The 25,197-nt window shown below is 66.0% G+C and carries 23 protein-coding genes; 4 read left to right on the top strand and 19 right to left on the bottom strand.

Features of this window, described 5'->3' with window-relative positions; all coding sequences use genetic code 11:
• Positions 1-363: 363 nt before the first annotated feature.
• A complete protein-coding gene (locus AUP43_RS12450; protein ID WP_067557461.1) occupies positions 364-1,317 on the bottom strand; it encodes a calcium-binding protein in 954 nt (317 codons plus the stop codon).
• Between the two features lie 119 nt (positions 1,318-1,436).
• Entirely contained in the window at positions 1,437-3,260 is a 1,824-nt protein-coding gene (gene glmS / locus AUP43_RS12445) for a glutamine--fructose-6-phosphate transaminase (isomerizing) (protein WP_067557458.1), read from the bottom strand.
• A 170-nt stretch (positions 3,261-3,430) separates the two neighbouring features.
• On the opposite strand from glmS, the gene AUP43_RS12440 reads away from it, so the two are divergent.
• Positions 3,431-3,808, top strand: coding sequence for a response regulator (locus AUP43_RS12440; RefSeq protein ID WP_067557456.1), 378 nt, complete (start codon positions 3,431-3,433; stop codon positions 3,806-3,808).
• A 16-nt stretch (positions 3,809-3,824) separates the two neighbouring features.
• Positions 3,825-4,214: a response regulator gene (locus AUP43_RS12435; RefSeq protein WP_067557453.1), complete on the top strand. Its 390-nt coding sequence runs from the start codon at positions 3,825-3,827 to the stop codon at positions 4,212-4,214.
• Positions 4,215-4,314: 100 nt separating this feature from the next.
• Here the strand turns inward: AUP43_RS12435 and AUP43_RS12430 are convergent, their stop codons facing one another.
• The 7 genes from AUP43_RS12430 to AUP43_RS12400 all read right to left on the bottom strand — a co-directional run bounded on the left by AUP43_RS12430 (position 4,315) and on the right by AUP43_RS12400 (position 10,296).
• Positions 4,315-5,175 (bottom strand): ATP-grasp domain-containing protein, encoded by an 861-nt coding sequence (locus tag AUP43_RS12430; protein ID WP_067557450.1) that lies wholly within the window; start codon positions 5,173-5,175, stop codon positions 4,315-4,317.
• A 60-nt stretch (positions 5,176-5,235) separates the two neighbouring features.
• Entirely contained in the window at positions 5,236-6,537 is a 1,302-nt protein-coding gene (locus AUP43_RS12425; protein ID WP_067557447.1) for a methyl-accepting chemotaxis protein, read from the bottom strand.
• Positions 6,512-7,033: a PAS domain-containing protein gene (locus AUP43_RS12420; protein WP_067557444.1), complete on the bottom strand. Its 522-nt coding sequence runs from the start codon at positions 7,031-7,033 to the stop codon at positions 6,512-6,514. The genes AUP43_RS12425 and AUP43_RS12420 overlap by 26 nt, the downstream gene beginning before the upstream one ends.
• Before the next feature lie 277 nt (positions 7,034-7,310).
• Positions 7,311-7,637, bottom strand: a complete 327-nt coding sequence (locus tag AUP43_RS12415; protein ID WP_067557441.1) for a hypothetical protein — start codon at positions 7,635-7,637, stop codon at positions 7,311-7,313.
• A 137-nt stretch (positions 7,638-7,774) separates the two neighbouring features.
• Entirely contained in the window at positions 7,775-8,176 is a 402-nt protein-coding gene (locus AUP43_RS12410) for a hypothetical protein (RefSeq protein WP_067557438.1), read from the bottom strand.
• Between the two features lie 109 nt (positions 8,177-8,285).
• The gene (locus AUP43_RS19250) at positions 8,286-9,872 is read right to left on the bottom strand and encodes a calcium-binding protein (RefSeq protein WP_067557435.1); all 1,587 of its coding nucleotides are present in this window, start codon (positions 9,870-9,872) and stop codon (positions 8,286-8,288) included.
• Between the two features lie 94 nt (positions 9,873-9,966).
• The gene (locus tag AUP43_RS12400) at positions 9,967-10,296 is read right to left on the bottom strand and encodes a helix-turn-helix domain-containing protein (RefSeq protein WP_067557432.1); all 330 of its coding nucleotides are present in this window, start codon (positions 10,294-10,296) and stop codon (positions 9,967-9,969) included.
• 145 nt (positions 10,297-10,441) lie between these two features.
• On the opposite strand from AUP43_RS12400, the gene AUP43_RS12395 reads away from it, so the two are divergent.
• Complete coding sequence (locus AUP43_RS12395) at positions 10,442-11,689, top strand: glycosyltransferase family 4 protein (protein ID WP_067557429.1); 1,248 nt, start codon at positions 10,442-10,444, stop codon at positions 11,687-11,689.
• Between the two features lie 13 nt (positions 11,690-11,702).
• Here the strand turns inward: AUP43_RS12395 and AUP43_RS12390 are convergent, their stop codons facing one another.
• The 10 genes from AUP43_RS12390 to AUP43_RS12345 all read right to left on the bottom strand — a co-directional run bounded on the left by AUP43_RS12390 (position 11,703) and on the right by AUP43_RS12345 (position 23,602).
• Positions 11,703-12,332 (bottom strand): formyltransferase family protein, encoded by a 630-nt coding sequence (locus tag AUP43_RS12390; protein WP_067557426.1) that lies wholly within the window; start codon positions 12,330-12,332, stop codon positions 11,703-11,705.
• A gap of 13 nt (positions 12,333-12,345) precedes the next feature.
• A complete protein-coding gene (locus AUP43_RS12385; protein ID WP_084462780.1) occupies positions 12,346-13,719 on the bottom strand; it encodes an HlyD family type I secretion periplasmic adaptor subunit in 1,374 nt (457 codons plus the stop codon).
• Positions 13,716-15,599 carry a type I secretion system permease/ATPase gene (locus tag AUP43_RS12380; RefSeq protein ID WP_157089340.1) on the bottom strand — a complete coding sequence of 628 codons (1,884 nt, stop codon included), beginning with the start codon at positions 15,597-15,599 and terminating at the stop codon, positions 13,716-13,718. Before AUP43_RS12380 ends, AUP43_RS12385 begins: the two co-directional genes overlap by 4 nt.
• 149 nt (positions 15,600-15,748) lie before the next feature.
• The gene (locus tag AUP43_RS12375; protein WP_067557423.1) at positions 15,749-17,314 is read right to left on the bottom strand and encodes a class I SAM-dependent methyltransferase; all 1,566 of its coding nucleotides are present in this window, start codon (positions 17,312-17,314) and stop codon (positions 15,749-15,751) included.
• Positions 17,315-17,465: 151 nt separating this feature from the next.
• A complete protein-coding gene (locus AUP43_RS12370) occupies positions 17,466-17,708 on the bottom strand; it encodes a hypothetical protein (protein WP_067557420.1) in 243 nt (80 codons plus the stop codon).
• 92 nt (positions 17,709-17,800) lie between these two features.
• On the bottom strand, positions 17,801-19,972 hold the full coding sequence (locus AUP43_RS19600; protein WP_067557417.1) for a beta strand repeat-containing protein: 2,172 nt from the start codon (positions 19,970-19,972) through the stop codon (positions 17,801-17,803).
• A gap of 624 nt (positions 19,973-20,596) precedes the next feature.
• A complete protein-coding gene (locus AUP43_RS12360; RefSeq protein WP_067557414.1) occupies positions 20,597-21,097 on the bottom strand; it encodes a GNAT family N-acetyltransferase in 501 nt (166 codons plus the stop codon).
• Positions 21,098-21,106: 9 nt separating this feature from the next.
• On the bottom strand, positions 21,107-21,919 hold the full coding sequence (locus AUP43_RS12355) for a PhzF family phenazine biosynthesis protein (RefSeq protein WP_067557411.1): 813 nt from the start codon (positions 21,917-21,919) through the stop codon (positions 21,107-21,109).
• A gap of 11 nt (positions 21,920-21,930) precedes the next feature.
• Positions 21,931-22,635, bottom strand: a complete 705-nt coding sequence (locus tag AUP43_RS12350; RefSeq protein WP_067557408.1) for an alanyl-tRNA editing protein — start codon at positions 22,633-22,635, stop codon at positions 21,931-21,933.
• Positions 22,636-22,645: 10 nt separating this feature from the next.
• Entirely contained in the window at positions 22,646-23,602 is a 957-nt protein-coding gene (locus tag AUP43_RS12345) for a threonine dehydratase (RefSeq protein ID WP_067557405.1), read from the bottom strand.
• 138 nt (positions 23,603-23,740) lie between these two features.
• Here AUP43_RS12345 and ehuR point away from each other — a divergent pair, with 138 nt between their 5' ends.
• Positions 23,741-25,135: a MocR-like ectoine utilization transcription factor EhuR gene (gene ehuR, locus AUP43_RS12340; protein WP_084462778.1), complete on the top strand. Its 1,395-nt coding sequence runs from the start codon at positions 23,741-23,743 to the stop codon at positions 25,133-25,135.
• Positions 25,136-25,197 lie beyond the last annotated feature (62 nt).

The raw sequence follows: 25,197 nt of genomic DNA, 5'->3' as shown, positions 1-25,197 counted from the left end.
GCGGATGCTGAACGGCGCAGGCCGCTGGCACTTTCCGTCGTTGACACGTTCTCCACCGGCGGCCTTGGCAAAGCTTTTTGCCAGAGACGGGCTCATGGCGTCGGTCCCTGCGGATGGTTTCGAACGACGGCTTTAACCGCTTTTAGCTGGTCTTCCCAATCCGCCAACGTCTGAAAGAGGGAGTTTAAGTTTGCCTCCTCAGACAGCACCATTTCCTTCCGGATGATACTCGTTCAGGCTACGTCACGCTTCGAGAGGCCGCTGTGCGGGGGCCCGGCATGAGGTTGCTTGAAGCGCATACCGAAAAGGCGCCCACCCTGCGGTGGACGCCTTTTTCTGTCGCCGCCCCGAAGGGGACAATGCTTACAGGAAGAAGTCGCTGGTCACGTCGGCGGCGTTCACGCCTTCCAGCGTGATCGTCGTGCCGTCCGGCAGGGTGACGACCGCATCGCCGGCATCGTTATCGCTCACGGTGACATCCTCGAAGGCGTAGCCTTCCAGGGAGATACGGTCATTGCCGGCCGTGAAATCGGTGATGATATTGTCGCCATCGCCATCCTTGAAGCCGAACACATCGTCGCCCGCGCCGCCGGTCAGCGTGTCGCTGCCCTGGCCCGAATACAGCGTATCATTGCCGGTGTTGCCGACAAGAATGTCGCTGTCCTTGCCGCCGCGCAGCTCGGTATTGCCGGCGCCCGCCGTGATGCTGTCCTCGCCGGCATTGCCCTGCAGCGTATCGCTGCCGGTGCCGCCCAGGATGGTATCGTTGTCGTTGCCGCCGAACACCGAATTATCGCCGGCCGTCGCCTCGATGGAGTCGGCGCCCTTGCCGCCGCGCAGCGTGTCGTTGCCAAGACCGCCGACAAGCGTGTCGTCGCCCCGGTTGCCCTCAAGCTGTTTGTCGCCCGAGGCAGCCGCGACGCCGCCACCATCCGGCGTGCTGCCGGTGACGACATCGTTGCCGTCGCCGCCCAGCAGAACATCGTCGCCCGCGCCGCCGACAATGCTGTCGGACCCCGCGCCGCCCAGTTGGGTGTCGTTGCCCGCGCCGCCGATGAAGGAGTCATTGCCGCCCGCGCCGACGACCATGTCGCCGCCATCGCCGCCGACGACCGACACGCCTGTGGTGTTGTTGGGGTCGACCGCGACGAAATGCGACGTGTCGCCGGAAAGTACCGTGTTGCTGGTCACCTGCTGGACCGAGGTTTCCGCGATGCTGAACCGCGTCAGCACGGAATTAATGATGTCCGCATCGACCGCGGTGATAAGCCCATTCGAGCGCGACGTATCGAAAAGACCGCCGACTACCGTTGCCATACCAACCCCCTCCAAGCCCTGTCACACATTTTATGCATCCGCATAATTATTAGCGTAACCCTTTAGGTCAACTGTATTTTTTGCCTCACTAATGTTATGGAGAAATAACCTCGTACCTCTTATTCCACCGTCACCGACTTGGCGAGGTTACGGGGCTGATCGACATCCGTCCCTTTCAGGACAGCCACGTGATAGGCCAGCAGCTGCACCGGAATGGCGTAGAGGATCGGCGCCACGAAGGGGTGCACGGCGGGCAGCGCGATGGTTCCCCAGGCGGCGTCGCCAATATGGGCGCAGCCTTTTTCGTCGCTCAGGAAGATCACCTTGCCGCCGCGGGCCATCACCTCCTGCATGTTTGAGAAGGTCTTTTCGAACAGATCGTCGGACGGCGCGATAACGATAACCGGCACGGTCTCGTCGATCAGCGCGATGGGCCCGTGCTTCAGCTCGCCCGCCGCATACCCCTCGGCGTGGATGTAGGAGATTTCCTTCAGCTTAAGCGCCCCTTCCAGAGCGATGGGGTAGCCGGTGTTGCGGCCGATATAGAGCACGTCGCGCGCCTCGGCCACCTGGGCGGCCAGCGCCTGGATGCCCTCGTCGCCATTCAGCACCTCGGCCGCGCGGGACGGCACCTCGGCGATCGCATTGGACAGCCGCGCCTCCGCCGCCCCGTCGATGGCGCCGCGCGCCCGGGCGGTGGCGATCACCAGGCAGGCCAGCAGCACGAGCTGGCAGGTAAAAGCCTTGGTCGAGGCGACGCCGATTTCCGGCCCCGCCAGGGTGGGCAGCACGCCATCCGCCTCGCGGGCCATGGTGCTTTCCGGCACGTTCACGATGGCGATGGTCTTCTGCCCCGCCGCCTTGGCGTGGCGCAGGGCGGCCAGCGTGTCGATGGTCTCGCCCGATTGCGAGATGAAGATCGACAGGCCACCCTTCTCTAGCGGGCTGTCGCGATAACGGAATTCGGAGGCGATATCGATATCGACCGGAATACGCGCCACCCGCTCGAACCAGTATTTCGCCACCATGCCGGACAGGAATGAGGTGCCGCAGGCGACGATGGTGACCCGGCTGACCGCCGCCAGGTCGATATCGACCGGCGGCAGCTCGATGATGCCGCTGGCGGGGTTCCACATGCTGCGCAAGGTCTCGCCGATCACCGCCGGCTGCTCGAAGATTTCCTTCAGCATATAGTGCCGGTGGTTGCCCTTGCCGACCATCGCGCCGGACAGCGCCGTGGGCTTGGCCGGGCGGTCGACCACCCGGTCCTCGGCATCGTGGAAGACAGCGCCGGCGCGCGACAGCGCGACCCAATCACCTTCCTCCAGATAGGAGATGCGGCGCACGAAGGGCGACAGGGCCAGCGCGTCGGAGCCCAGGAACATCTCGCCTTCGCCCCAGCCGACCGCCAGCGGACTGCCCTTGCGCGCGCCGATGATCAGATCGTGCTCGCCCTTGAACAGGATCGCCAGCGCATAGGCCCCGTCCATCCGCTTCAGCGCGGTGGCGACGGCCTCCTGCGGGCGCAGGCCTTCATTCAGATAGCGGGTGATCAGATGGGCGGCGACCTCGGAATCCGTCTCGCTGGCGAAGACATGGCCAAGCGCCGCCAGCTCGGCCGCCAGCGTGCGGTAATTCTCAATGATGCCGTTATGCACCAGCGCCACCTTGTCGGTGGCATGCGGGTGGGCGTTGCGCTCGTTCGGCACGCCATGCGTGGCCCAGCGCGTATGGCCGATGCCGATATCGCCATGGATGCCGTTGCCGGCGACCCGCTCCTCCAGCCGGGCGATCTTGCCCTCGCTGCGCCGGCGCTCGATGCCGCCATTCACCAGCGTGGCGATGCCGGCCGAATCATAGCCGCGATATTCCAGCCGCTTCAGCCCCTCGATCAGCGAGGGGACCACATCCGCCTTGCCGACGACCCCGATGATTCCGCACATGCGTCGCTCTATCTTTCCTGCGCTTAAACGCCGGTTTGGGCACCGGCGTCGCTTTATGGCATAACTGTTCCCGAATTACCGGCGAAACCATGACCAAAAAGGCTTAGGCTGGCGAATCACGATTTGCATCAACATATTACAAGCGCCCTGGATGCCAAACGAGTGACTGCATGACCGACCTCCACCGCATCCTTTATGTCGAGGACGAGCCCGATATCCGCGAGATCGGGCAATTGGCGCTGGTCGATGTGGCCGGCTTCGAGATACAGGCCTGCGCCTCTGGCGAAGAGGCGTGCGACAAGGCCGTCGCTTTCGCGCCCGACCTGGTGCTGCTGGACGTCATGATGCCCGGCATGGACGGCATCACCACCTTCCACAAGCTGCGCGACCTGCCGGAACTGGCCGACACGCCGGTCATCTTCATGACCGCCAAGGTGCAGACCGCCGAGGTGCAGCGCTACCTGGCGCTGGGGGCGCTGGACGTCATTCCCAAACCCTTCGACCCCATGACGCTTGGCGATACGATCCGCCGCATCTGGGCGCGCTGAACCGCCCGCGAAACGCATGGCGAAATCGCCCCTGAACCGCGGCTCCATCATCGTCGCCGAGGACGATGCGGAGATGCGCGGCTACATCAAGCTGGTACTGGAAGGCATCGGCTTTTCGGTCTTCCCGGCGAGCGACGGTCATGGCTGCCTGCGCATCCTGGCCTCGGTCACGCCCTCGGCGATCCTGCTGGATATCGGCATGCCGGGCCTGGATGGCTACGAGACCTGCCGGCGCATCCGCAACATGCGCCCGGACCTGTCCTGCCCGATCATCTTCGTCACCGCCCGGCGGTCGATGGAGGATGTGCACATGGCCAAGCAGGTCGGCGGCGACCATTTCCTGTTGAAGCCGATCACCCCGGAAAAGCTGGTCAGCCGCCTGCTGCATTTCATGGGCCGCGATTAGCTGGTTCTTTGTGCCCCCCTTCGAGACGCCCCCAGGCACCCTGGCGGCTCCTCAGGGCGAGGGAGAAGGGGAGATGCCGGCGGACGTAAGCCGGCCCTGCTTATCCGCGCCGCGCCCAGGTCAGCGTCGCCGCAGCGAAGCGGGCGCCGGCGGCGGGGGCGACGTCGAGGAACAGGCCGGGCTCGTTCACTTCGGCTTCCAGCAGGATGAATTGCGCGCCCCGGAAGATGCCGTCGATGCGGGCATAGAGCGGCCTTCCCGGCAAGGCCGCCAGCGCCGCCTCGGCCTGCGCCAGCGCGGCGGCATCGGGCTCAAACAGCGCTTTCCGGGGCTGGAACTTGCCGTTGATGCGGAATTCGCCGGGCTGCGGCAAGAGCTGCACCGCGTGCGAGAAGACACCGTCATAAAACACGAAGGAAACCTGCCCGCCGCTGGAGATTTCCGGCACGAATTCCTGCAGCAGAAGCCGGTGCGGCGCGATGCTGGCGGCGATCTCCGGCCATAGCTCTTCCAGCGTCTCCGGCGTGACCAGCGTGACGCCATGGCCGCTGGCCCCGGCGGTCGGCTTCGCCACCGCCCTGGCCCAGCCCTTGGCGGCCAGCGTGGCGCGCGCGGCCGAAAGATCGAGTGGCAACACGGCCTGGTCGGGCACGACGACGCCCCTGGCCGCCAGCTCTTCCAGATAGGCCTTGTCCAGGTTCCACAGCACCAGCGGCACCGGGTTGGCAACCGGCACCGGCAGGGCGGCCAGCCAGGCGCGATAGGCGTCCAGGTCGCGGTGATAATCCCAGGTGGCCCGCAGCACCACCAGATCGGCGTCGCGGAACGGCGTCTGGTCGCCGTTCCACCGGCCTGTCACCACGGTGGCCCCCGCGGCCCGCAAAGCCTCGATATAAGGCATCTCGCCGGGCGTGGGCTCCGGCCAGGCATTGCAGAGGGCGAGGGCGATCTTGGGCGGCATGGCGGATCCTATCGATAAGCGGTTCGACGCCCCCTCGGGGAGCAAGCGGCGCTTGGCAAGCTAGATCACCTTCTTCAGCGCGGCGAAGAAACTGTCCACCTCCCGCGTCAGGCTTTCCGACTGACGGATTAGCGCGCCGGCGGAATCGCGGGTCTGGCCGGCGGCGGCGCCGACGTCGCGGGCCGCGTCGCTGACCATCACCACATTCTCCGACACCTGGCGCGTGCCGGTCGAAGCTTCCTGCACGCTGCGAGCGATCTCCGACGTTGCGTCATTCTGCTGGTCGACGGCGGTCAGCACGGTCGCGGTCATGGTGCTCAGCTCGCCGATGATGGTCGCCACCGCCTGCATGGTTTCCACCGCCTTGCCGGTGGTTTCCTGGATCTCCAGGATGCGCTTGCCGATCTGCTCGGTGGCGCTGCCGGTCTGGTTCGCCAACCCCTTCACCTCGGCCGCGACGACGGCGAAACCCTTGCCGACCTCGCCCGCCCGCGCCGCCTCGATGGTGGCGTTCAGCGCCAGGAGATTGGTCTGGCTGGCGATCTCGCCGATGAGCTGCGAAACCTCGCCCACCTCCTCCGCCGCCTTGGCCAGGCTGGCGATGGTGTCCTGCGCGACGCCGGCCTGGGTCGCGGCCCGACCGGAGATATCCGCCGTCTCGCGGGCGCTACGGCCGATCTCGCGGCTGGAGGCAGCCAGTTCCTCGGTTGCCGAGGCGATGGTCTGGACGTTCACGTCGGCCTGCTCGGCCGCCGCCGCCACGGTCGCCGCGCGCTCGCTGGTATCGGTCGCCGCCGCCGCAAGCTGCACCGAGGTGCCGCTGAGGCCGGCAGCCGCGTCACTGACCGTATGAACCACCTCGCGCAGCTTCTCCTCGAAGCCGCCGGCGATGGTGGAGAAGTCGCCCACCCGCAGGCGGATCGCCTCGGCCGCCTCGTTGATCGTAGAGGCGTGCTGGCGGAAATGGCCGGACAGGCCTTTCAGCGCGATGCGGCGATAATATTTATTCTCCCGCACATGCTGCATCGAGGCGCCGGCCTCGCGCACGAAAGCGTCCGTGACGTCGATCATATTGTTGACCGCCAGCATCAGCCGCCCGACCTCGTCGTCCGGCACGCGCGTCAGCCGCGCCTCGAAATCCCCTTGGCGGATGCGCACGCACACCGCCGCCACCGCCGCCAACCGCCGGGACAGGCAACGCGCGCCGGCCAGCACCGCAAGCGACAGCAGCACGGAGATTCCGGCGGCCACGGCGGCCGGATAATCCCCCGACAGGCCGGACAGGATCGCGGCGGCCAGACCGGCGAGGGCGGCCAGCCCCGCCAGAAGCGCTGCCTTAGAGGGAGAGAACGAATTCATCATAGCTTTTTCCGATCTGCTTCAGCCGGTCCTGGAGAGCCTCGTAGGCGCGGTTCATGCCCTGCTTGCGGTCCGCCTCGCCTTCCTCGATGGCCAGCAGCTCGCGATAAAGCGGCTGGATCGCCGCCAGCGCCGCCGCGTCGGGCCGGCGACGGTTGGAGTGATAGCCGACGATCTGCCCGCTGGCGTCGTGGCTGGGCGTCACATGCGCTATCACCCAGTAATGATCGCCCGTCTTCGCCATGTTCAACACATAGGCGAAGACCTCGTGGCCGCTGGAGATACGGTCCCACAACAGCTTGAAGACAGCCCGTGGCATGTCGGGATGCCGCACGATGCTGTGCGGCTGGCCCAGCATCTCCGCCTCGGTGTAACCGGCCAGACGAACGAAGATGTCGTTGCAATACAGAATGCGCCCCCGCGCATCAGTCTTGCTGACCAGGAATTCGTCCTCCGCAAAGTCGCGGGCTTTTCCGGTCGGTCTTGTCGTCAGCTTCATCAAATCCCCTCTCGCTCTGCATATCCGGGCGAGCCTAGGGGCATTTGGTTAGCCAATCGTTGATCCATGGCAAAGCAATAAAAAAGAGCCCGGACCGACAGGCGATCCGGGCTTTAAGTTGGATGAACGGCATGGATGGCAGTGACGCCGTTACATCCATGGAGGACGCAGACCCGCTGGCGACAGATAGGCGTCGCCAGCGTATCGGCCCGTCCCCGGGCCGATCTCGTATTCCCGGCCGTCGGGCCTGGAAGAAGACGGAAGCGTAAAAGGCGCGCTAGTCGGCGACCGGCTGACCGCCGGGATGGGCCGCCTTGTCGTGACCGAGCTGGCCAAGACACCAGCGCCAGCCGATCACCACGGCGACCACCGCCAATACCCCGATGCCCAGCTCCACAATGCGGTTCGGGTGGTCGGAGAAATTGACCAGGAACTCGATCGTAAAGCCGACGGACAGGGCGAAAGCGCCAATCGCCAGCGCGGTGGCGATGTCGGTGATCAACCAGCTATTCACCCAGCCTGGGGGATTCGGGCGGCGGGAAAAGCGCAGCATGACGGCCACGAACATGACGCTCGCGGCAAACAACAGGGAAGCGACGATCATCGGATGAACTCCCTCGGGCCAACCGGCCCCGCTGGCGCGACTGAAGGCGCGCGGGTGCCGTCGGCTTATTCAGCAAGCCACCTGACGCTGATGCGCCGATGGCGGAGCCGGCCAGGGTCCGTCGGACCGGGGCCGGATCAGGCCGAAATCGAGGAAGCGGGAGGGGCGCGCGGCTGGCGCGACTGGCCGAGGACCAGATCCTCGCCGTCCGGCCGACCGAACGGCGACAGGCCGATGGCGCGCCAGAGGCCCGGCGGATGGTTGCCGGCGGCAGCCTGGACAGCCTTGCTGCCCGGCAAGGCGACGATGGTGGGGGCGGCATCGGCGTCGCGCGCCCGGCGTTGCATATCCGCCGTGCGGGGCAGCCCCTGCGAGGGTATGAGGCCGACCTCGTCGAGGGGCAGGCCGCTCATGCTGGCGCTTGTGCGGGCGACTCCAGCGGCGGAAACATCCAGCCAAACGGTCTGCACCTCCGCCTTCCCCGCCAATAAGGCGAGGAGCAGAAGCAGGCTTGCCAGGATGTTGAGACGCTTGCTCATGAACCGCAGCGACCGCTGTCGCTCATTATGCAGGGGCTGGATCGCCCATGCCTGTGAATTCCGACTTTAGCACCACGGCACGGCCTGCGGAAGAGCCAGCCGCACCGCCTCAGAGCATCGACAGAATATCGTCGAACGCGCTCTGAAGCCCCTGCTCCAGGATGAATTCGGCAACCTCGGGATTGGCGAACAAGGACCGGATATCCGCGCCATTCACGGCGAAATCGAGCAGCGTCACCTCGGTAATGCTGAGCGAATCCTCGCGGCTGTTAAAATCCTCGATCAGCGCGTTGCGGTCGCCATACAGCAGGAAGATATCCTTGCCCTCGCCACCGATCATGATGGTCTTGCCGCCATTATCGATCTCGTAGAGATGGATCAGCGTATCGTCGCCCTCGCCGCCGATCAGCAGGCTGCCGCCCTGGCCGCCGACCAGCGTGTCGTCGCCGGTGCCGCCATCCAGCGTATCCCTGCCGCCGCCGCCGATCAGGCTGTCCTCGCCGGACTGGCCCAGCAGCAGGTCATGATCCTCGGGCCCATCATTGCCGCCCGCGAGCGTGTCGTTGCCGGCGCCGCCCTGCAACGTGTCGGCCCCCAGGCCGCCATCGATGGAATCGTGCCCCATGCCGCCGAGCGCGGAATCCTTGCCGGCACCGCCCTGGATCGTATCGTCGCCGGCGCCGCCATCCAGCGTATCGTCGCCCGCCCCGCCATCGAGGTAGTCGGCGCCATCCTCGCCATGCAGCCAGTCGTCGCCGCCATCGCCCAGCAGCCAATCGTCGCCGGCGCCACCGAAGAGCTGGTCGTCGCCATCGCCGCCATGAAGCTGATCGTCGCCCGCCCCGCCCTCAAGCAGGTCGTCGCCGCCACCGCCCAGCAGCGTATCGTTGCCAGCACCGCCGACCAGCCGGTCATCGCCATCGCCGCCAGTCAGGACATCGTCGCCCTCGGTGCCGGTCACCTCCAGGCCGGTCGCCTGGGCGTGAGAATCCAGCGCGGCTTGCTCCGCCGCGCGATGCCGCGCCGCCGCGTCATCCTCGGCCGGCCCGGTCTGCCCCGGCAGGACGACCGCCTCGTGATAGGCTTGGCGCTCCGCCTTCTCCGGCGCGCCTTTTTCCGACGGCTCGGCCGCCTGCTCCGTCTCGTCGGACGGCGCGCGGCCGGCGACGCTCTGGCTCAGCAGCAGCGCGCCCAGATCGGTGCCGGTGCGTGAAATCGTGGCGTCGTCCGCATCCGCCTCGACGGTCAGCAGCTTGCCGATCAACTCGCGCAGAGTCGCCGCCTCGGCCTCGTTGGCCAGCAGCGCGGTGGCGACGAAGATGGCGAAGCCGGTGACCGCGTTGGCGACCAGATGATAGACATTGTTCGATGCGATGCCCGCCTCGTGCCGGCGCGCCAGCATCATCTGGTGCAGCAGGTCGCGGAAATCGCTGCCGCGCAGCGTCTCGTCGGTCGGTGCGCTATAGGCGACGAACTCGCCGCCGATGCGCGCGATATGGACGCTGACTTCTTCCGTATCGGGATTCTCGAACACCAGCCAGGGCTCGCCCTCGTCGCTGGCGCCGAAGGTGGTCTCATAGGCGATGCCCGCCTTCGACAGCATTTCCATGCAGCGAAACAGCTCGGCCTTTTCCTGCTCGGTCCATCCCTGGGCCGGGCGGGCAACCGCCTGGAAAGGTATGATCTGTGCCGTCATCTGCCTGCCGCTACTGCTTGCTCGACCTTAAACCACCACGCTTAATCTGTTCTCCGGATCAGGTCCAGACCCAATTCCCCGCGCAATGCGCCGCTTAGCGGCCTATCGCCAGAATCTCCGCCCCGGTTTCGTCCGCAAACAGCGCGCGGTAGGTGAAGGGGTCATAATAAGCCAGCAGCCGCTTCACGAACTCGACCCGCTCGACGCCGAGCGCATCGGCCCAGAGCTGATAGCTCTCCGGCGGCACCCGGCCCTTGCCGGCCTCGATCTGCGAGATGAAGGTGTAGTAGTTGATGTTAACCCGCTCCGCCAGCTCGCGCTGCGTCAGCTTGCGGGTTTCGCGCAGCTGCTTCAGCCACAATCCGGCCTCCTGGCGCAGCAGCTTGGAATCGGTCGTTTGGCCGAGTTGAGAGGGAGCCAGCATGGGGGCGTTCTTTCGAAGAATCCAGATCAGATTATTGATTATCAGAAATGCACTGCACATACAATCCCGCCGCGACGATGCCGGCTATTGGCAGCCACCGCGCGGCCCCGTACAAAGGGCGGACCGATAAAGCAGGAGAGACGGCGTGCGGATTCTGTTCATTCACCAGAATTGCCCGGGACAATACAAGCATCTGGTGCAGCATTTACGGCAGGATCCGAAGAACGAGATCGTCTTCATATCCAAACCGAACGGCAACAATGTCCAGGGCATCCGGCGCATCGATTACCAGCTCCATCGCCAGGTCAACCCCAAGACCCATCATTACCTGAGTTCGGCGGAGAATGGCGTGTTGCACGGCCAGGCGGTCGCACGGGTGCTGATGAAGCTGCGCGACCAGGGCTGGCGGCCGGACGTGATCTGCGCCCATCCCGGCTGGGGCGAGGCGCTGTTCGTGAAGGATGTGTATCCCGACGTGCCGCTGCTGGGCTTCTTCGAATTCTTCTACCGGGCGACCGGGGCGGATTGCGATTTCGACCCGGAATACCCCAACAGCATGGACGATCATTTCCGGCTGCGCGTCAAGAACACGGTCAATCTGCTGAGCCTGGACGCCTGCGACTGGGGCATGAGCCCGACCTTCTGGCAGCGCTCCGTCCATCCCGACGTGTATAAGGACCGCATCTCGGTGGTGCATGACGGCGTCGACACAGACCTGCTGGTGCCCCGCGCAGATGCCCGCATCGTGCTGCCCAATGGCGTCTCGCTGACCGGCAAGGACGAGGTGGTCACCTATGTCTCGCGCAATCTGGAGCCGTATCGCGGCTTCCACATCTATATGAAGGCGCTGGAGGAGATGTGCCGCCGCCGGCCGAACGCGCATTTTCTTGTGGTCGGCGGCGACGATGTCAGCTATGGCCGCCGCCTGCCGGACGGCAAGATGTACCGCGAAGAGCTGATGAAGACGGTGACGCTGGACAAGGACCGCGTGCATTTCGTCGGTCGCGTGCCGTATGACGGCTTCATGAAGATATTGCAGGTCTCCCAGGCCCATATCTACCTGACCTACCCGTTCGTGCTGTCCTGGTCGATGATGGAGGCGATGTCGGCTGGCTGTCTGGTCATCGGCTCCGCCACCACGCCGGTGCAGGAGGTAATCGAGGATGGGGTGAACGGGCTGCTGGCCGATTTCTTCTCGCCCTCCGATATCGCCGACAAGGTGGATGCGGTATTCGACCATCCCGACCGCATGGCGGCGCTGCGCGTTGCCGCGCGCCAGACCATCATCGACCGCTACGACCTGAAGCGCATCTGCCTGCCCGCGCAGCTCGGCCTGATCGACACGCTGATCAAGGGCGGCAAGCCGGCGATCGATCTTCGCCTGGGGGTTTAAGGCTGGGGGGTTATTAAGCCGGTTTCTGGAGCCAGGGCTCGTCGGCGAAGGCCCGGCGGCGGCGCGCGGCCTCCTCGGGCGGCAGATCGTCGGTGATAAGCGCCAGCGAGCGAACATAGCGCTTGCTGGCGCGCCGCTCGCCCCAGCGCTCCCCCGCCAGATGCGGCAGCGGGGCGTCCAGCGTCGCCAGGCCGCGCGCGAAATGCAGCAGCAGCCGGAAGGCCGCCTTCTGGCTGCGCGCCTTCAGCCAGGCCAGCGTAGCATCGGCCGGCACGTCGAAAGCCAGCGTCCCGACGATTGGCCCGTCATCCACCCGCACCCTCATTTCATGCAGCGTCGCGCCATAGCGGGTCGCGCCGTCATACAGCGCCAGCGCGCCCGGGAAGGCGCCGGGATAGGCAGGCGGGCCTGGATGGATGTTATAGGCCGGCCCCGGCAGCCGTTCCAGAATGGCGGGCGGCACCACCACATCGATGCAGAAGCCGATTAGCCGCGTCGCGCCGTCGATGGCGTCGGCCGCCTCGGCCAATTGTTCAGCGGTGGAGGCGTAGAGGATATCCAGGCCGGCGCGATGCTGCTCAAGCGCCGCCGCGACATGATAGGCGGCGGGCCGCCCCGATAGCAGGATGATGCGATTAGGCATTCGACGGACCGGCTTACGGTTCGCGGAAGGCTCGGTTCATGCTCTGCAGAAGCGGCTCCAGCAGATAATACATCGGGGTGCGCAGGCCGGTCTTGATGAACACCTCCGCAGGCATGCCGGGCTGGAGCGTCACATGCTCCAGCTTCGCCAGTTCCTCCGAATTCACCTGCACCCGCGCCATGTAATAGCCGTTGCCAGTGCGCTCGTCGGTGAAACGGTCGGCGGAAACCCAGATCACCTTGCCGGAGACGGTCGGCGTGGTGCGAAACTTGAAAGCGGTCAGCATCACGTCCGCTTCCTGGCCGATACCGACATTGTCGATATCCTCCGGGCGCACCTGTGCCTCCAGGACCAGATTCTCGCCGGCCGGCACGATATCCATGATCGGATCGCCCGGGCGGATCACGCCGCCGATGGTGAACACTTTCTGACCGACGATATAGCCGGCATGCGGGGCCTTGATCTCGATGCGGTTCAGCACGTCCATCGAGGCGGTCATGCGCTCGCGCAGGTCGAAAATCTGCGCCTCGACCTCGCGATGCTGGCCCGCGACCTCCTCGCGGAACTGGTTCTTGATCTGCAGCATCTGCAGCTCGGCCTCGCCGATGGCCTGCTGCTGGCGGGCGAGGTTGCCGGTCAGCCGCGCATTCTCGCCATCCAGGTCGGCGACGGCGCGTTGCAGCGCCAGCAGGCGCGGACGGGCCACCAGCCCGCGATCGACCAGGCCGGAGATGCTGTTGATCTCGTCCTTCAGGATCGCCATCTGGCGGCTGTTGGCCGCGCGCTCCTCGGTCAGCCCCTTGATCTCTTCCTTAAGCTGCGAGATGCGGCTGGTCAGCACGTTCATCTGGCCTTCGATGGCCGCCTTGCGGGCCTTGAACAGGGTCAACTGGCCCTGCACCGAATCCGCCACTTCCGGCACGCTCATGCGATCAAGCAGATCCTCGGGGAAGACGATTTCCGGCAGCCCCTCGCGCTCGGCGACCAGTCGCGCCTCCAGCGCCAGCGCGGCGTCGAGCTGGCCGCGCACAATCTGCATATTGGCCTTCGGGCGGATCGAATCGAGGCGCACCAGCACCTGGTCCTTCTCGACGAAATCACCGTCCTTCACCAGGATGTCGGAGACGATGCCGCCTTCCAGATGCTGTATGGTGCGCCGGTTGCCTTCGACCTTGATGGTGCCGGCGGCGACCACCGCGGCATCGAGCTGGGCGACGGACGCCCAGGTGCCGATGCCGCCGAACATCACGGCGATGATGATCGCCCCGGCCAGGACCGGGCCGCGCGCGCTGGTCTTCACCTCGGGCAGCGCACCGCCGCCCTTGCCGGCGGAACCGCCGGGGCCGGGCAACGCCTTCACCGGTTGAATCTGTCCGATCGCCTTCATGCATCACCTCCGCCGGTTGCCGGCTTGGCGTTGTTTTCGGGGGACGTGGCCGATTCCTGGCCCTGGCTCTTGCCTGCGGCGGGGGCTGCGGTCGCACCGCCCGTAGCAGCGGGACCGGCCGCGGAGGGGGGCGCGCCGGCCGGGCGCGGGGCCGGACGCTGGGCGCCGCCGCGCGCGGCCGGGCGACCGGCGATCTGCTGCGGCGCCGCGACCGGGCGGGTCAGCTTCGCCAGCACGTCGGCGCGCGGGCCGAACATCTCCGGCAGGCCGTCGCGCAGCAGCAGGATCTTGTCCACCACCGACAGGATCGACGGGCGATGGGCGACGACCACGACCGTCACCCCCTGCTGCTTCAGCTGGATCAGCGTCTGGCGCAGCGCCTCCTCTCCATCGGTGTCGAGGTTCGAGTTCGGCTCGTCCAGCACCATAAAGCGCGGATTGCCGAACAGCGCGCGGGCCAGGCCCAGGCGCTGGCGCTGGCCGCCGGAGAGCATGGAGCCGCTTTCGCCGATCTCGGTCTCGTAGCCCTTCGGCAGGTGCAGCACCATCTCATGCACGTCGGCCTTGCGCGCGGCGTCGATGATCTGGTCCGGCTCGGCATCCTGGAAGCGGGCGATATTCTCCTTCACCGTGCCGCCGAACAGCTCCACATCCTGCGGCAGATAGCCGATATATTGCCCGGCATCCTCGCGGTCCCAGGTGGCCAGGTCGACGCCGTCCAGACGCACCGTGCCGGCAACCGGCAGCCAGGCCCCGGCGATGATGCGCGCCAGCGTCGATTTGCCGGCGGCGCTGGGGCCGATGATGCCCAGGCTCTCGCCCGGTTCCAGATTGAACGACACGCCCTTCAGGATCGGCTTGCCGCCGGGATGGCCGAACACGACCTTATCGACCGACAGGCGGCCTTCGGGGGCCGGCAGCGGCATGGCCGGCGGGCGCGGCGGCGCCTTCGCCAGCAATTCCTTCATGCGGCCATAGGCGCTGCGCGACTGGATGAATTGCCGCCAGATGCCGATGGCCTGCTCCACCGGGGCCAGCGCGCGGCCCATGATGATGGAGCCGGCGATCATCACGCCCGGCGTCACCTCATGCTGCAGCACGTAATAGGCGCCGACCGAGAGGATGGCGATCTGCAGGGCGAAGCGGAAGGCGCGGGTCATGCCGGAGATCGAGCCGGCGCGGTCGCTGGCTACCGCCTGCAGGGCCAGCGCCGAATCGTGCATCGCCTGCCATTTGCGCCGCACCCCGCCGATCATGCCCAGCGACTGCACGACCTCGGCGTTGCGCCGGCTGGTCTCGGCGAAATCATTGGCGCGCGAGGCGTGCGCGCTGGCCAGCCGCAGCGGATCGCGGGTGCGCAGCTCGGTCGCCAGCGCCAGGCCGAACAGCACGATGGCGCCGATCAGCCCGACCGCGCCGATCATCGGGTGGAACAGGAACATCACGAACAGGAACACTGGCACCCAGGGCGAATCGAACAGCGCGAAGATGCCGTTGGTGGTCATGAAGCCGCGCAGCGTCTCCAGGTCGCGCAGCACCTGCGCCTCCTGCCCGCGCCCGGTGCGGTTGGTGACCTCCAGCAGCGCCTGCAACAGGCGCCCGCCCATGATCTGGTCGATCTTACCGCCCATGCGCACCAGCACGCGGCTGCGGATGATCTCCAGCAGGCCCATGACGATCAGCAGAGCGATGGCGATGACCACCAGCGCCACCAGCGTCTCCTTGCTGCGGCTTTGCAGCACCCGGTCATAGACCTGGAGCATGAAGAGCGGCGCCACCAGCTGCAGCAGATTGACGAAGAAGCTGAACACGGCCGTCGCCACGAGCATGCCCCGGCATTGCTGAATGGCCGCTCCGGCTTCCGATCTAGCAGTTTGCATGCTCGTTCGCTTTTATGATGAGGGCTCGGGCGCCGGCCAGCCGCGCCAGCCTCGCCTAAAGTACAGTGAGTTTATAACGAAGTGCGTCCTGCGGGTCCAGCCGGCGCGGCAAACCGCCGCGCGCCGCCCTGGCCCACCCTGGTCCGCCCTCAGGCAATGCCGAGGGAGGTGAGGAGCGGCAGGGTCTTTTCCACAAAATCCTGCTCGCGGGTTTTCAATTCGGCCTGATTGTCCTCCGGCGTTTGCAACGTCTTCTCCTCCTTCACGATGCGCTGGCCCTGGGCCGCCAGGATGGACCAGACGAACGCCGGCAGATTCTTCTGGCCCTGCTTGCGACCGAGCAGGAAGAGCTGGCTGAACCGGTCGAGCGGTATGCCGCAGCCGACGACCGGGCTCGCCAGATAGGTGATATCGGCGGCCGTGCGCGCGCGCTCCATCAGCACGGCGTTCAACCGGTCGCAGGCCGGTTTCGCGGCGCGCGCCGCCGGCGCATCCTGCGCCGGGGCCGCCTGGCCGCCGGCGGTGAGGATGACGAGGGCCTGGAGCACCTTGTGATGACCGATCCCCTTCAGCGCCGGCAGCGCCAGCAGCTCGGCCAGCGTGCGCGGCTGGTCCGCCAGCGCGTCGGCGACCGGCTCGTAGATGCCCGGCTGCAAATTCACCTCGCCCACCGGCAGGCTCACCTTCAGCGTCAGGTTCGCGCGCGGCACGGTCAGGGCGAAGCGGGTCGCCCCCAGGGCCGCCGCCTGTTCCTGCTGGCCCAGGCGCAGCAGCCCCTTGGCGAAAATGTCGCGGCGGAATTGCTGGTTCACGCAGAAATCACGCACCGTCTCGCGCATCGCCGGATCGGCGACGGAGGCCAGCAATTGCTGCTGGTCCGGCGTCAGATTGACGACATCGACCTGGTCGCCGGCATGCGCGGAGGCGGCGAAGCTCAGCTTCGCCTCGGCCAGCTCCCGCGCCACGTCGCAGTGATAGAACAGGTTCCAGTGCCGGTTCATATATTCATGGGCGAGATAGTTGCGGCTGTGCTTGCGCATGCCCTCCAGCCGGGTCGCCGCCGTGGGGTTGTGCCTGAAATAGCCGGCATTGGCCTTTTGCAGCTTGCCCAGGAAATCGAGCGCGCCGTCGACCCGCGCGATCATCGGCTGCGCCCTACCCCCCTCGCCCAGCTCAAGCATCAGCTTGCGCATCGGCATGGCGGGCGCCCAGCCGGGCAGCACATTGTAGGAGATGTAGCACAGCCCGCCCGGCCGCAGCCTTGCATAGAGGAAGTCGCGGATCAGCGCGCGGTTCTCGTCGCTGATCCAGCTATAGACGCCATGCAGCGCCACCACGTCGAACATCGGCAGATCGTCGGCCGCCAGGAACTCCGCGAAACTATGCTCGTAGAAGCGGATGTTCGTCAGCCCGGCCTGCGCGGCCATCCGGGCGGCGCCCGCGATATGGGTCGGGTTGAAGTCGGTGGCGTGCACCTCCGCGCCGGGATGCCCCGCCGCGATCATCATGGCGGTCAGACCGTGGCCGCAGCCAAGCTCCGCATAGCGCAGCGGCTTGCCGGAGGATGCCCCGCTGGAGGAGGAGGCCGCCTCCAGGGCCTGCGCATCGGCCTGCTTCAGCAGCAGGTTCAGGCGCAGCAGCGCCGGCGCCATCTCCCGGTACACGCCTTGCGCATATTCCAGCTCGGCCACATAGCCCGACGTCCAGTCGCTCATCGCTTTCCCCCGCCCTTTCGCATCGCGTGCCTCTGGCTTACCCGCCCGCCGCGCAAAAGAAAAGGGCCGCCCCGCCCTGGGGCGGGGACAGGCCCGATATCTGGGCGCGGGGCCGGGCGCGCATCCGGGCGGCGGACGCCGGAAGGCAGGCTCAGTTCGCCAGCTTCTTCATGGCCGCCTCGGCCATGGTCTCTTCCTGCCGGCTTTTCACCTTATCCGCCAATTCGGTGACGCCGCGCGCCAGTTGATTGGCGAACGGAGCGGCCTGCGCGGCGGGAATCGTCAGCACCCCGGCTTCGCGCGGCTGACCATCCGGCCCGGTCTGGATCAACTGCACCCGCAACACGCCATTGGCGACGGTGAGCTGGCCGATCGAATCGGCAAGTATCTGCATGGAAAATCTCCCGAAAAAAGAAAAGGCCGCCTCCGAGGAGGCGGCCTTCAAAGGCGCCCTCCCCGCTTTCGCGGAGAGGACTGTCTTGAGTATTAGACGAAGTCAGCAGCCTCAACGCCGTCGAGAGCAACGCCGGTCAGCTTGATGACATCGGTGTAGCCGGTGCCATCCGCATCAGTGACCACGTAAGAGTCGCTACCCACCTGACCCACATAGATCGTGACAGTGCCGTCCAGAGCAGTCCCTGCAGCAGTGAGCAGGTCAGCCAAGGAGTCAGCCGCTTCCGTCGCTTCGACATAAGTGGTGCCGTCGCCAGCGCCCATCACAGTAAGCTCGATGGTGTCAGTACCGCTGACGAAATCAGTGATCTCGTCAGTAACGGCACCCAGCGTGGTGTCGATATCAGCCGTGGAGAAGATGAAATTATCTTCACCATCGCCACCGGTCGCAACGTCAACACCGGCACCGCCAGTGATTTCGTCATCGCCAGCACCACCGGTAATGGCGTCGTTGAAATCGCTACCCACCAGCACATCGTCGCCAGCGCCGCTGGTCAGCTGCACCGCCTGAGTGTTGGTCGACAGATCGGCATCCAGATTGCCCGTCAGCTCAGAAGCATTCAGGATATCGACCTGATCAACGAAATCGATGACCAGATTGGTATCGCCCGAGATGTTCAGGGTCTCCAAGGAGTCCGCATTCAACGCGGTCACGGTGTTCGTCGTGGCAGACGGATCGTCCTGCTGAGTGGTCGACACCAGGTTGATGGTCTCGATGTCGTCAATCGTCAGCGAGGTGGAGCCGAAAGTAACGGCAGCCGCATCGCCATTGAGGTTGACGGTCAGCTCGTCATCCAGCGAGCCCGCAACGTCCGCATCATTCTGAACGATGCTGGCCACAGCAGCAGTAGCCGCCTGCAACTCAACCACAACACCTGCGTTGACGGTGACAGCAGCAGTGGCACCAGTCAGGTTCAACTGATCGACACCATCGAAATCGCTGCCATCGACAGTGGTTTCCGCAGTAACGAGCGTCACAGTACCGGTCGCACCAGAAGCGTCGACTGTCGCGCCATTGAGAGCAGCCGCCGTGAGTTCCAGAGCCTGAGCACCGGTGATGACGTATTCGCCAACAGTGACGTTGGTGAGAGTCAACGCCGCCGAGCTGGCGCCAGCACCGCCGGCAACAATGTTGAGAGTTTCAATTTCATCGCTATCTACGTCAGCGATGGTAATGCCCATATCGTCGGCACCACCCAGCGTCACGGTCACGGCATCTTCGTCACCATCAAAGGCACCCGCCTCGTAGGCCACGGAGAAATCGCCACCGAAGCCGGCGAGGTTCAGACCGGTGAGGTCGCTATCCGCGGCCGTCAGAGCGAGGTCCTCATCACCCGAAGCGCCAACAGTCTCAAGACCAGAGACGTTGGTCAGGGCCAAAGAAGAAGCAGCGGCAATGGTTTCGATGTTGAAGCGCTCAACACCGATGATCGTCGCAGCACCGCCAGCACCGGAAAGACGGACATTGAGCACGTCATCGCCAGCACCACCCTCAACGATGTCGTTGGCATTCAGAGTGCCCAGGCCGCCGCTGAAGGTATCGTTCCGTGCGGAGCCTTCAAGGGCATCGTCGCCCGTGGTAAGATCCAGGGAGAGACCCTCGTCGGCCGGATCGGAAATGGCCTCGTCTTCGGTCAGCACCTGGGTAACATCGAGGGAAGAAACACCCTCAACAACAATCACCGTGTCGCCGAAAGTCAGCTGCACACCACCCTCAACAGTCTCCTGACTGGCGAGAATCTCAGCGATATCTTCGGAGGTGGCGCCCTGAATGGCGATGGTGTCGCCGTCAGCCGCATTGAAATCAGTGATGGTCGGAGCGAGCAGCGCGTTGGGGAAATTCGAATCAGCACCACGAACCACGAACACATCAGCGCCCAGGCCGCCGATCAGGGTGTCTTCGCCCAGACCGGAATAGATGGTGTCATCACCAGCACCACCGTCGATGCTGTCGAGACCCTTGCCGCCGCGCAGGACATCGTCGCCAGCGCCGCCCTCAATGGTGTCGCTCTGGAAACCACCCTGGATGCTGTCGGCACCAGCGCCGCCGATCAGCAGGTCGTTGCCTTCGCCGCCATCGAGATCGTCATTGCCTTCGGAACCGTTGATGGTGTCGTCACCACCGAGGCCGCGAATGGTGTCGTTGCCGGCTGCGCCGTTCAACAGGTCGGCATCATCGGTGCCGACGATAAAAGTACTGGCCATTATGTATAGCTCCCTAGTTTCCCGGTTCCCCTCGGGCGTCTCCGACTAGAGACCTCCCCAGCTTCCCCAAATTGAGCCGGCAATCGCCGCTCTAACCGTTGGTGAACACCGCTGTCGACGACATCCCTGAAACTCGTCAGGCGGTGGACGCACTTACAGCGCTTGTTCAAACGCTGATCGGTTGTAACTGTTCCGCCCCCAGGCGCACAAGGGCAAACTGCGGTTAGATCGCTATAAATACAGCGGAAACGACAAGCGTTGTATTTTTGCAACGAGTGTGACTTACAGGGCCGCAACGGCGTGAATAGCAGCATAAAAGGCCAATTTTGACAGTTACATAAAATCCTGGAGCCGCTATTGACGTATATCGATCCAGGATTTGAAATTTCCGACGACCGAAATCAAAGGCAGTATAGGATTTATGGCCTCACATGCTTCCGATTGTCTTTAGGTTATTATTATTTTCACTTGTACAGTGATTTTCTAACCAAAGAGTACTGTTTTTGCGGTAGCCTGGCCCGCATCGGCATTTCGCGCGCGGGACATGGCTTTGCTTATCCAGCACATGAAGCAACCGGCCGTTACCCCTTGATTCGGCTTTCAGATAAAGTGCCGGTGCGGGAATCATAACGCCCGCTGCATATAGCGCACGCCGGGCAGCGGGTTGGCGTAATAAGGCGGGCAGTCGGCGAAACCCAGCCGCTCATACAGGGCGATGGCGGCCGTCAGCCGGTCCAGCGTGTCCAGCACCATGGTGCGATGGCCTAGCTCCCGCGCGCGCTCGATGATCGCCTCGGCCAGCCGCCGGCCGAGGCCGCCGCCCTGGGCTTCCGGCAGCACATAGAGCCGCTTCATCTCGCAGGTTCCCGGCCCCAGCTTGGGCAGCGGCTTCACCGCCACGCAGCCGACGGCGTCGCCCAGGTCCATCCCCAGGCCCATCCCTGGGCGCACCGCCAGCAGCAAATCGCCGCCGGGCGGGCGGTACAGACCCGGCAGGCCGGCCAGTTCGGCCGCGAAATCCTGGAAGTCGAGATCGACGCCGAGCCAGTCGACATAGCGCCGGAACAGCGAGGCGGCGGCCGCCATGTCGGCCGCCCCTTCCGCCGGACGGATGAGAATGTTCATGCGAAAGGCTCAGACGGTTATGGCGCCGGCCAGGTAATCCACCGCCCGGCCGGCGATGCGGATGCGCTGCCCCCGGTCGGTCACGAACAGTTCGCCGCCGCGCGGGGAAATCTGCCGGGCGGTCAGCTCGGCCTTGCCCAGCCGCTTCGCCCAGTAGGGCGTGGAGACGCAATGCGCCGAGCCGGTAACCGGGTCCTCGTCGATGCCATGCGCCGGGGCGAAATAGCGCGAGACGAAATCGACGCCCGATTCATCCCCCGGGGCGGACGCCAGGAAGCCGGTCCGGTAGCTGTGCCCGATCTCCCGCAGGGCCCGGAAGTCCGGGGCGAGGGCGGCCACATCCGCCTCGCGCTCGAACACCAGCAGGAACTTGTTGGCGCCCCGCAGCACCTCCCGCGGCTGGCCGCCCAGCGCCTCGGCCAGCCCCGCCGGCGCCTCGGCCGGGGCCGGCGGCAGGGCCGGGAAATCCAGCGCCAGCATCTCGCCCTCGCGCGTCACCACCAGCGCGCCGCTGCGGGTCTCGAAGCGGATCGCGTCGCCCTGGTGGCCCAGATGGCGGAACAGCACATGGGCGCTGGCCAGGGTGGCGTGGCCGCATAGATCGACCTCCACCGCCGGGGTGAACCAGCGCAGCCGGTAGCCCTCGCCCTCGCCCTTCGGCAGGGGGGCGAAGAAGGCGGTCTCGGCCAGATTATTCTCCGCCGCGATGGCCTGCATCAGCGCGTCCGGCAGCCACTCCTCCAGCGGGCAGACGGCGGCCGGATTGCCCTTGAAGCGCCGGTCGGTGAAGGCGTCGATCTGGTAAATCGGGATCTGCGGCATCGGAAGAATCCTCACTCCTGGAAGGCGATGGTGATGCGCCGGTTGTGCTTGCCCTTATTCTCGATCTTGGCGACCGCGATGGCGCCGATCTCCCCGGTGCGCGCCACATGGGTGCCGCCGCAGGGCTGCAGGTCGACGCCCGCCACCTCCAGCAGCCGCACCTTGCCGCTGCCGCTGGGCGGCTTGACCGACATGGTGCGCACCAGCTCCGGCTGGGCGGCCATCTCCGCGTCGCTGATCCAGCGGGCCGCGACCGGATGGTCGGCGGCGACCAGGGCGGCCAGCTTTTGGCTTAGCTCCTCCTTGGTGAAGGTGACCTCCGGCAAATCGAAATCCAGCCGCGCCTTGCCGTCGCCGATCTGCCCGCCGGTCACCCCGCCCGCGATGGAGGCGCAGAGCAGGTGCATGGCGGTGTGCAGCCGCATGTGCCGGTGCCGGCGCTGCCAGTCGATCTCCGCCGTCACCCTGTCGCCGGGGGAAGGCAGCGTCGCCCCTTCCGCCGGCAGGTGCAGAATGCCGGCCTCGCCCTTGCGGGTATCGAGGATCGGCAGCGCCGTGCCGTCGGCCAGCAGCAGCGCGCCGCTGTCGCCCGGCTGGCCGCCGCCGGTGGGGTAGAACACCGTGCGGTCAAGCACGATGCCCTCCGGCCCGGCGGAAACGACGATGGCCTCGCAGCTCTTCAGGTAGGAATCGGCGCGGAACAGTTCCTCGGTCATGGCGTGACCCTCAGGCTTCGTTCAGGACGGACCGGTACAGGTCCAGATCGATATTGCCGCCGGACAGCACGGTGCCGATCCTGCGGCCGCGCAGGCTCTCGCGCTCCTTCAGGATGGCGGCGAGGCCGGCGGCGCCGGAGCCCTCGGCCAGATTGTGCGTGTCGGTGTAGTAGTGCCGCATCGCCGCCTTGATCTCGGCATCGGACACCGCGACGATCCGCGCGGCCCCTTTCAGGATCATCTCCAGCGCGCCCGGATCGGGCACCCGGCAGGCCAGCCCGTCGGCCATGGTGTCGGCGGAGTTGGTGGAGACCGGCTTGCCCTGCTCGAAGGACAGCTTGTAGGCCGCCGCCCCCTCGGTGACGACGCCGACAATCTCGGTCTTCAGCCCCAGCGCGTCGCGCGCGGCAATCATCCCGCAAATGCCGGAACCTAGGCCGATCGGCACATACACCACCTCAAGGTCAGGCCGGGCCGACAGGAACTCGTAGCCATAGGTCGCCACCCCGGCCACCAGCATCGGGTGGAAGGAGCGCAGCATGTGCAGCCCGCGATCCGCCGCCAGCCGCTGGCTGAATTCATAGGCTTCCTGGAAATCATCGCCATGCTCGACCAGCTCCACGCCCAGGGCGCGCATGGCGGCGTTCTTCTCCCGGCTGTTGCCCACCGGCACGACGATGACCGCCGGAATCCCGGTGCGCTTCGCCGCGAAGCCGACGCTCTGGCCGTGATTGCCGCGGGTCGCCGCGATCACGCCCGGCGTCTCGGGCGCGCGGCGCTTCAGATCGTCCATATAGGTCAGGCCGCCGCGCACCTTGAAGGCGCCGATGGGGGTGTGGTTCTCATGCTTCACCCACAGCTCGCAGCCCGCGCGCTCGGCCAGCAGCGGCCAGCAGAGGTGCGGCGTCGGCGCCATCACGGAATGCACCAGGGCCGCCGCCTGCTCGATCTGGTGTCGGTCGATCATCCATCGCTCCCTTTTCTTCGCGAAATCGAGCCGAGCAAAGCAGGCCCGGCGGCCCTTGGCCAGACCGCCGCGAAATTTATTGTACCCGGACAATGCTATGGATTGTCACGATGTAGCGTCAATTGTTAGATTGACCTCATGACAATGTGGCAGCCAAACATCGATACAATATCGGGGCCGCGCTATCAGGCGATCGCGCAGGCCCTGGCGCTCGACGTGCAGGCCGGCCGGCTGAAGCCGGGCGACAAGCTGCCGACACATCGCGATCTCGCCTATCACCTGCATGTCACCGTGGGCACCGTGACCCGCGCCTATGCCGAGGCGCAGCGCCAGGGGCTGCTGGTCGGCGAGGTCGGGCGCGGCACCTTCATCGCCCAGCGCAACAGCACCGATGTCTATTTCCAACCGGTGCCGCCGCCCGCCGGCATGATCGATATGAGCCTGAATTATCCACCGCCCGAGCCGCTGGCGGAGGCGGCGCTGCGCGCCAGCCTGGAGGAATTGTCCCAGCGCAATGACCTCTCCCCCTTCCTGCCCTATCAGAATTATCGCGGCTTCGAGAGCCACCGCGCCAGCTTCGCCGGCTGGATCGCGCGGCAGCACCGGCTGCTGGTCGACCCGCAGCGCATGACGATCACCGGCGGCGGGCAGCACGCCATCAGCGCCGCCATGGCGGCGGTGGCCGAGCCGGGCGATGTGGTGCTGTCGGCGGCGCTGACCTGGACCGGCATCCGCGCCATCGCCGAGATGATGCAGGTGCAGTTGCGCGGCCTCGCGGTCGATGGCGAGGGCGTGATGCCGGAAGCGTTCGAGGTCGCCTGCCGCAGCTTCTCGCCCAAGGCGCTGTACCTGGTGCCGACCCTGCAGAACCCGACCGGCGCGATCATGAGCGAGAATCGCCGCCGCGCCCTGGCGCATATCGCCGAACGGCACAATGTGGCGATCGTCGAGGACGATATTTACGGCTTCCTCGCCCCCAACGCGCCGGCCCCCATCGCCAGCATCGCGCCTGAGCAGACGCTGTATGTCGGCAGCCTGTCGAAGAGCCTGGCCCCGGCGCTGCGCATCGGCTTCCTGGTGGCGCCGGAGCGGTTTCAGCAGCGCATCCTGGCGTCGATCCGCGCCACCACCTGGATGACCCCGCCGCTGATGGCGGAGATCGCGATGCACTGGATCGAGGCCGGGCGGGCCGACCAGATCGCCGAGAATCGCCGGCGGGAGGCCGCGCGCCGCCAGGCGCTGGCGCGCGACATTCTCGGCCTGCTGGCCGGCGACGCGGCACGGCTGGGCTATCATCTGTGGATGCATGTTCCCGCCCCCTGGCGCGCGGTGGATTTCGTCGCCGAGGCCCGGCAGCGCGGCGTGATGATCGCCCCCACCGAGGTCTTCGCGGTCGGCCGCCGGCCGGAGATGGAGGCGATCCGCGTCTGCCTCGGCTCCCCCGACAGCATCGATCAGGTCCGCCAGGGCCTGCTGGTGCTGCGCGACCTGGCCCGCCAGCCGACCGATACCCGCTATCTGGCGGTGGTGTAGGTGCCCACCACACGGTCCCATCCCCACCGCCGGAGCCGTACCCCCCTCCCTAACCCTCCCCC

Source organism: Oceanibaculum pacificum (assembly GCF_001618175.1).
In the GTDB taxonomy this organism is placed as follows: domain Bacteria; phylum Pseudomonadota; class Alphaproteobacteria; order Oceanibaculales; family Oceanibaculaceae; genus Oceanibaculum; species Oceanibaculum pacificum.
Note: the sequence above shows the minus strand (reverse complement) of the source record. Positions and strands in the feature narration are given on the sequence as shown.

Excerpts from the sequence above, each read along its gene's own strand:
- AUP43_RS12450 (WP_067557461.1), bottom strand. The coding sequence starts at position 1,317 with ATGGCAACGGTAGTCGGCGGTCTTTTCGATACGTCGCGCTCGAATGGG.
- glmS (WP_067557458.1), bottom strand. The coding sequence starts at position 3,260 with ATGTGCGGAATCATCGGGGTCGTCGGCAAGGCGGATGTGGTCCCCTCG.
- AUP43_RS12440 (WP_067557456.1), top strand. The coding sequence starts at position 3,431 with ATGACCGACCTCCACCGCATCCTTTATGTCGAGGACGAGCCCGATATC.
- AUP43_RS12435 (WP_067557453.1), top strand. The coding sequence starts at position 3,825 with ATGGCGAAATCGCCCCTGAACCGCGGCTCCATCATCGTCGCCGAGGAC.
- AUP43_RS12430 (WP_067557450.1), bottom strand. The coding sequence starts at position 5,175 with ATGCCGCCCAAGATCGCCCTCGCCCTCTGCAATGCCTGGCCGGAGCCC.
- AUP43_RS12425 (WP_067557447.1), bottom strand. The coding sequence starts at position 6,537 with ATGATGAATTCGTTCTCTCCCTCTAAGGCAGCGCTTCTGGCGGGGCTG.
- AUP43_RS12420 (WP_067557444.1), bottom strand. The coding sequence starts at position 7,033 with ATGAAGCTGACGACAAGACCGACCGGAAAAGCCCGCGACTTTGCGGAG.
- AUP43_RS12415 (WP_067557441.1), bottom strand. The coding sequence starts at position 7,637 with ATGATCGTCGCTTCCCTGTTGTTTGCCGCGAGCGTCATGTTCGTGGCC.
- AUP43_RS12410 (WP_067557438.1), bottom strand. The coding sequence starts at position 8,176 with ATGAGCAAGCGTCTCAACATCCTGGCAAGCCTGCTTCTGCTCCTCGCC.
- AUP43_RS19250 (WP_067557435.1), bottom strand. The coding sequence starts at position 9,872 with ATGACGGCACAGATCATACCTTTCCAGGCGGTTGCCCGCCCGGCCCAG.
- AUP43_RS12400 (WP_067557432.1), bottom strand. The coding sequence starts at position 10,296 with ATGCTGGCTCCCTCTCAACTCGGCCAAACGACCGATTCCAAGCTGCTG.
- AUP43_RS12390 (WP_067557426.1), bottom strand. The coding sequence starts at position 12,332 with ATGCCTAATCGCATCATCCTGCTATCGGGGCGGCCCGCCGCCTATCAT.
- AUP43_RS12385 (WP_084462780.1), bottom strand. The coding sequence starts at position 13,719 with ATGAAGGCGATCGGACAGATTCAACCGGTGAAGGCGTTGCCCGGCCCC.
- AUP43_RS12380 (WP_157089340.1), bottom strand. The coding sequence starts at position 15,599 with ATGCAAACTGCTAGATCGGAAGCCGGAGCGGCCATTCAGCAATGCCGG.
- AUP43_RS12375 (WP_067557423.1), bottom strand. The coding sequence starts at position 17,314 with ATGAGCGACTGGACGTCGGGCTATGTGGCCGAGCTGGAATATGCGCAA.
- AUP43_RS12370 (WP_067557420.1), bottom strand. The coding sequence starts at position 17,708 with ATGCAGATACTTGCCGATTCGATCGGCCAGCTCACCGTCGCCAATGGC.
- AUP43_RS19600 (WP_067557417.1), bottom strand. The coding sequence starts at position 19,972 with ATGGCCAGTACTTTTATCGTCGGCACCGATGATGCCGACCTGTTGAAC.
- AUP43_RS12360 (WP_067557414.1), bottom strand. The coding sequence starts at position 21,097 with ATGAACATTCTCATCCGTCCGGCGGAAGGGGCGGCCGACATGGCGGCC.
- AUP43_RS12355 (WP_067557411.1), bottom strand. The coding sequence starts at position 21,919 with ATGCCGCAGATCCCGATTTACCAGATCGACGCCTTCACCGACCGGCGC.
- AUP43_RS12350 (WP_067557408.1), bottom strand. The coding sequence starts at position 22,635 with ATGACCGAGGAACTGTTCCGCGCCGATTCCTACCTGAAGAGCTGCGAG.
- AUP43_RS12345 (WP_067557405.1), bottom strand. The coding sequence starts at position 23,602 with ATGATCGACCGACACCAGATCGAGCAGGCGGCGGCCCTGGTGCATTCC.
- ehuR (WP_084462778.1), top strand. The coding sequence starts at position 23,741 with ATGACAATGTGGCAGCCAAACATCGATACAATATCGGGGCCGCGCTAT.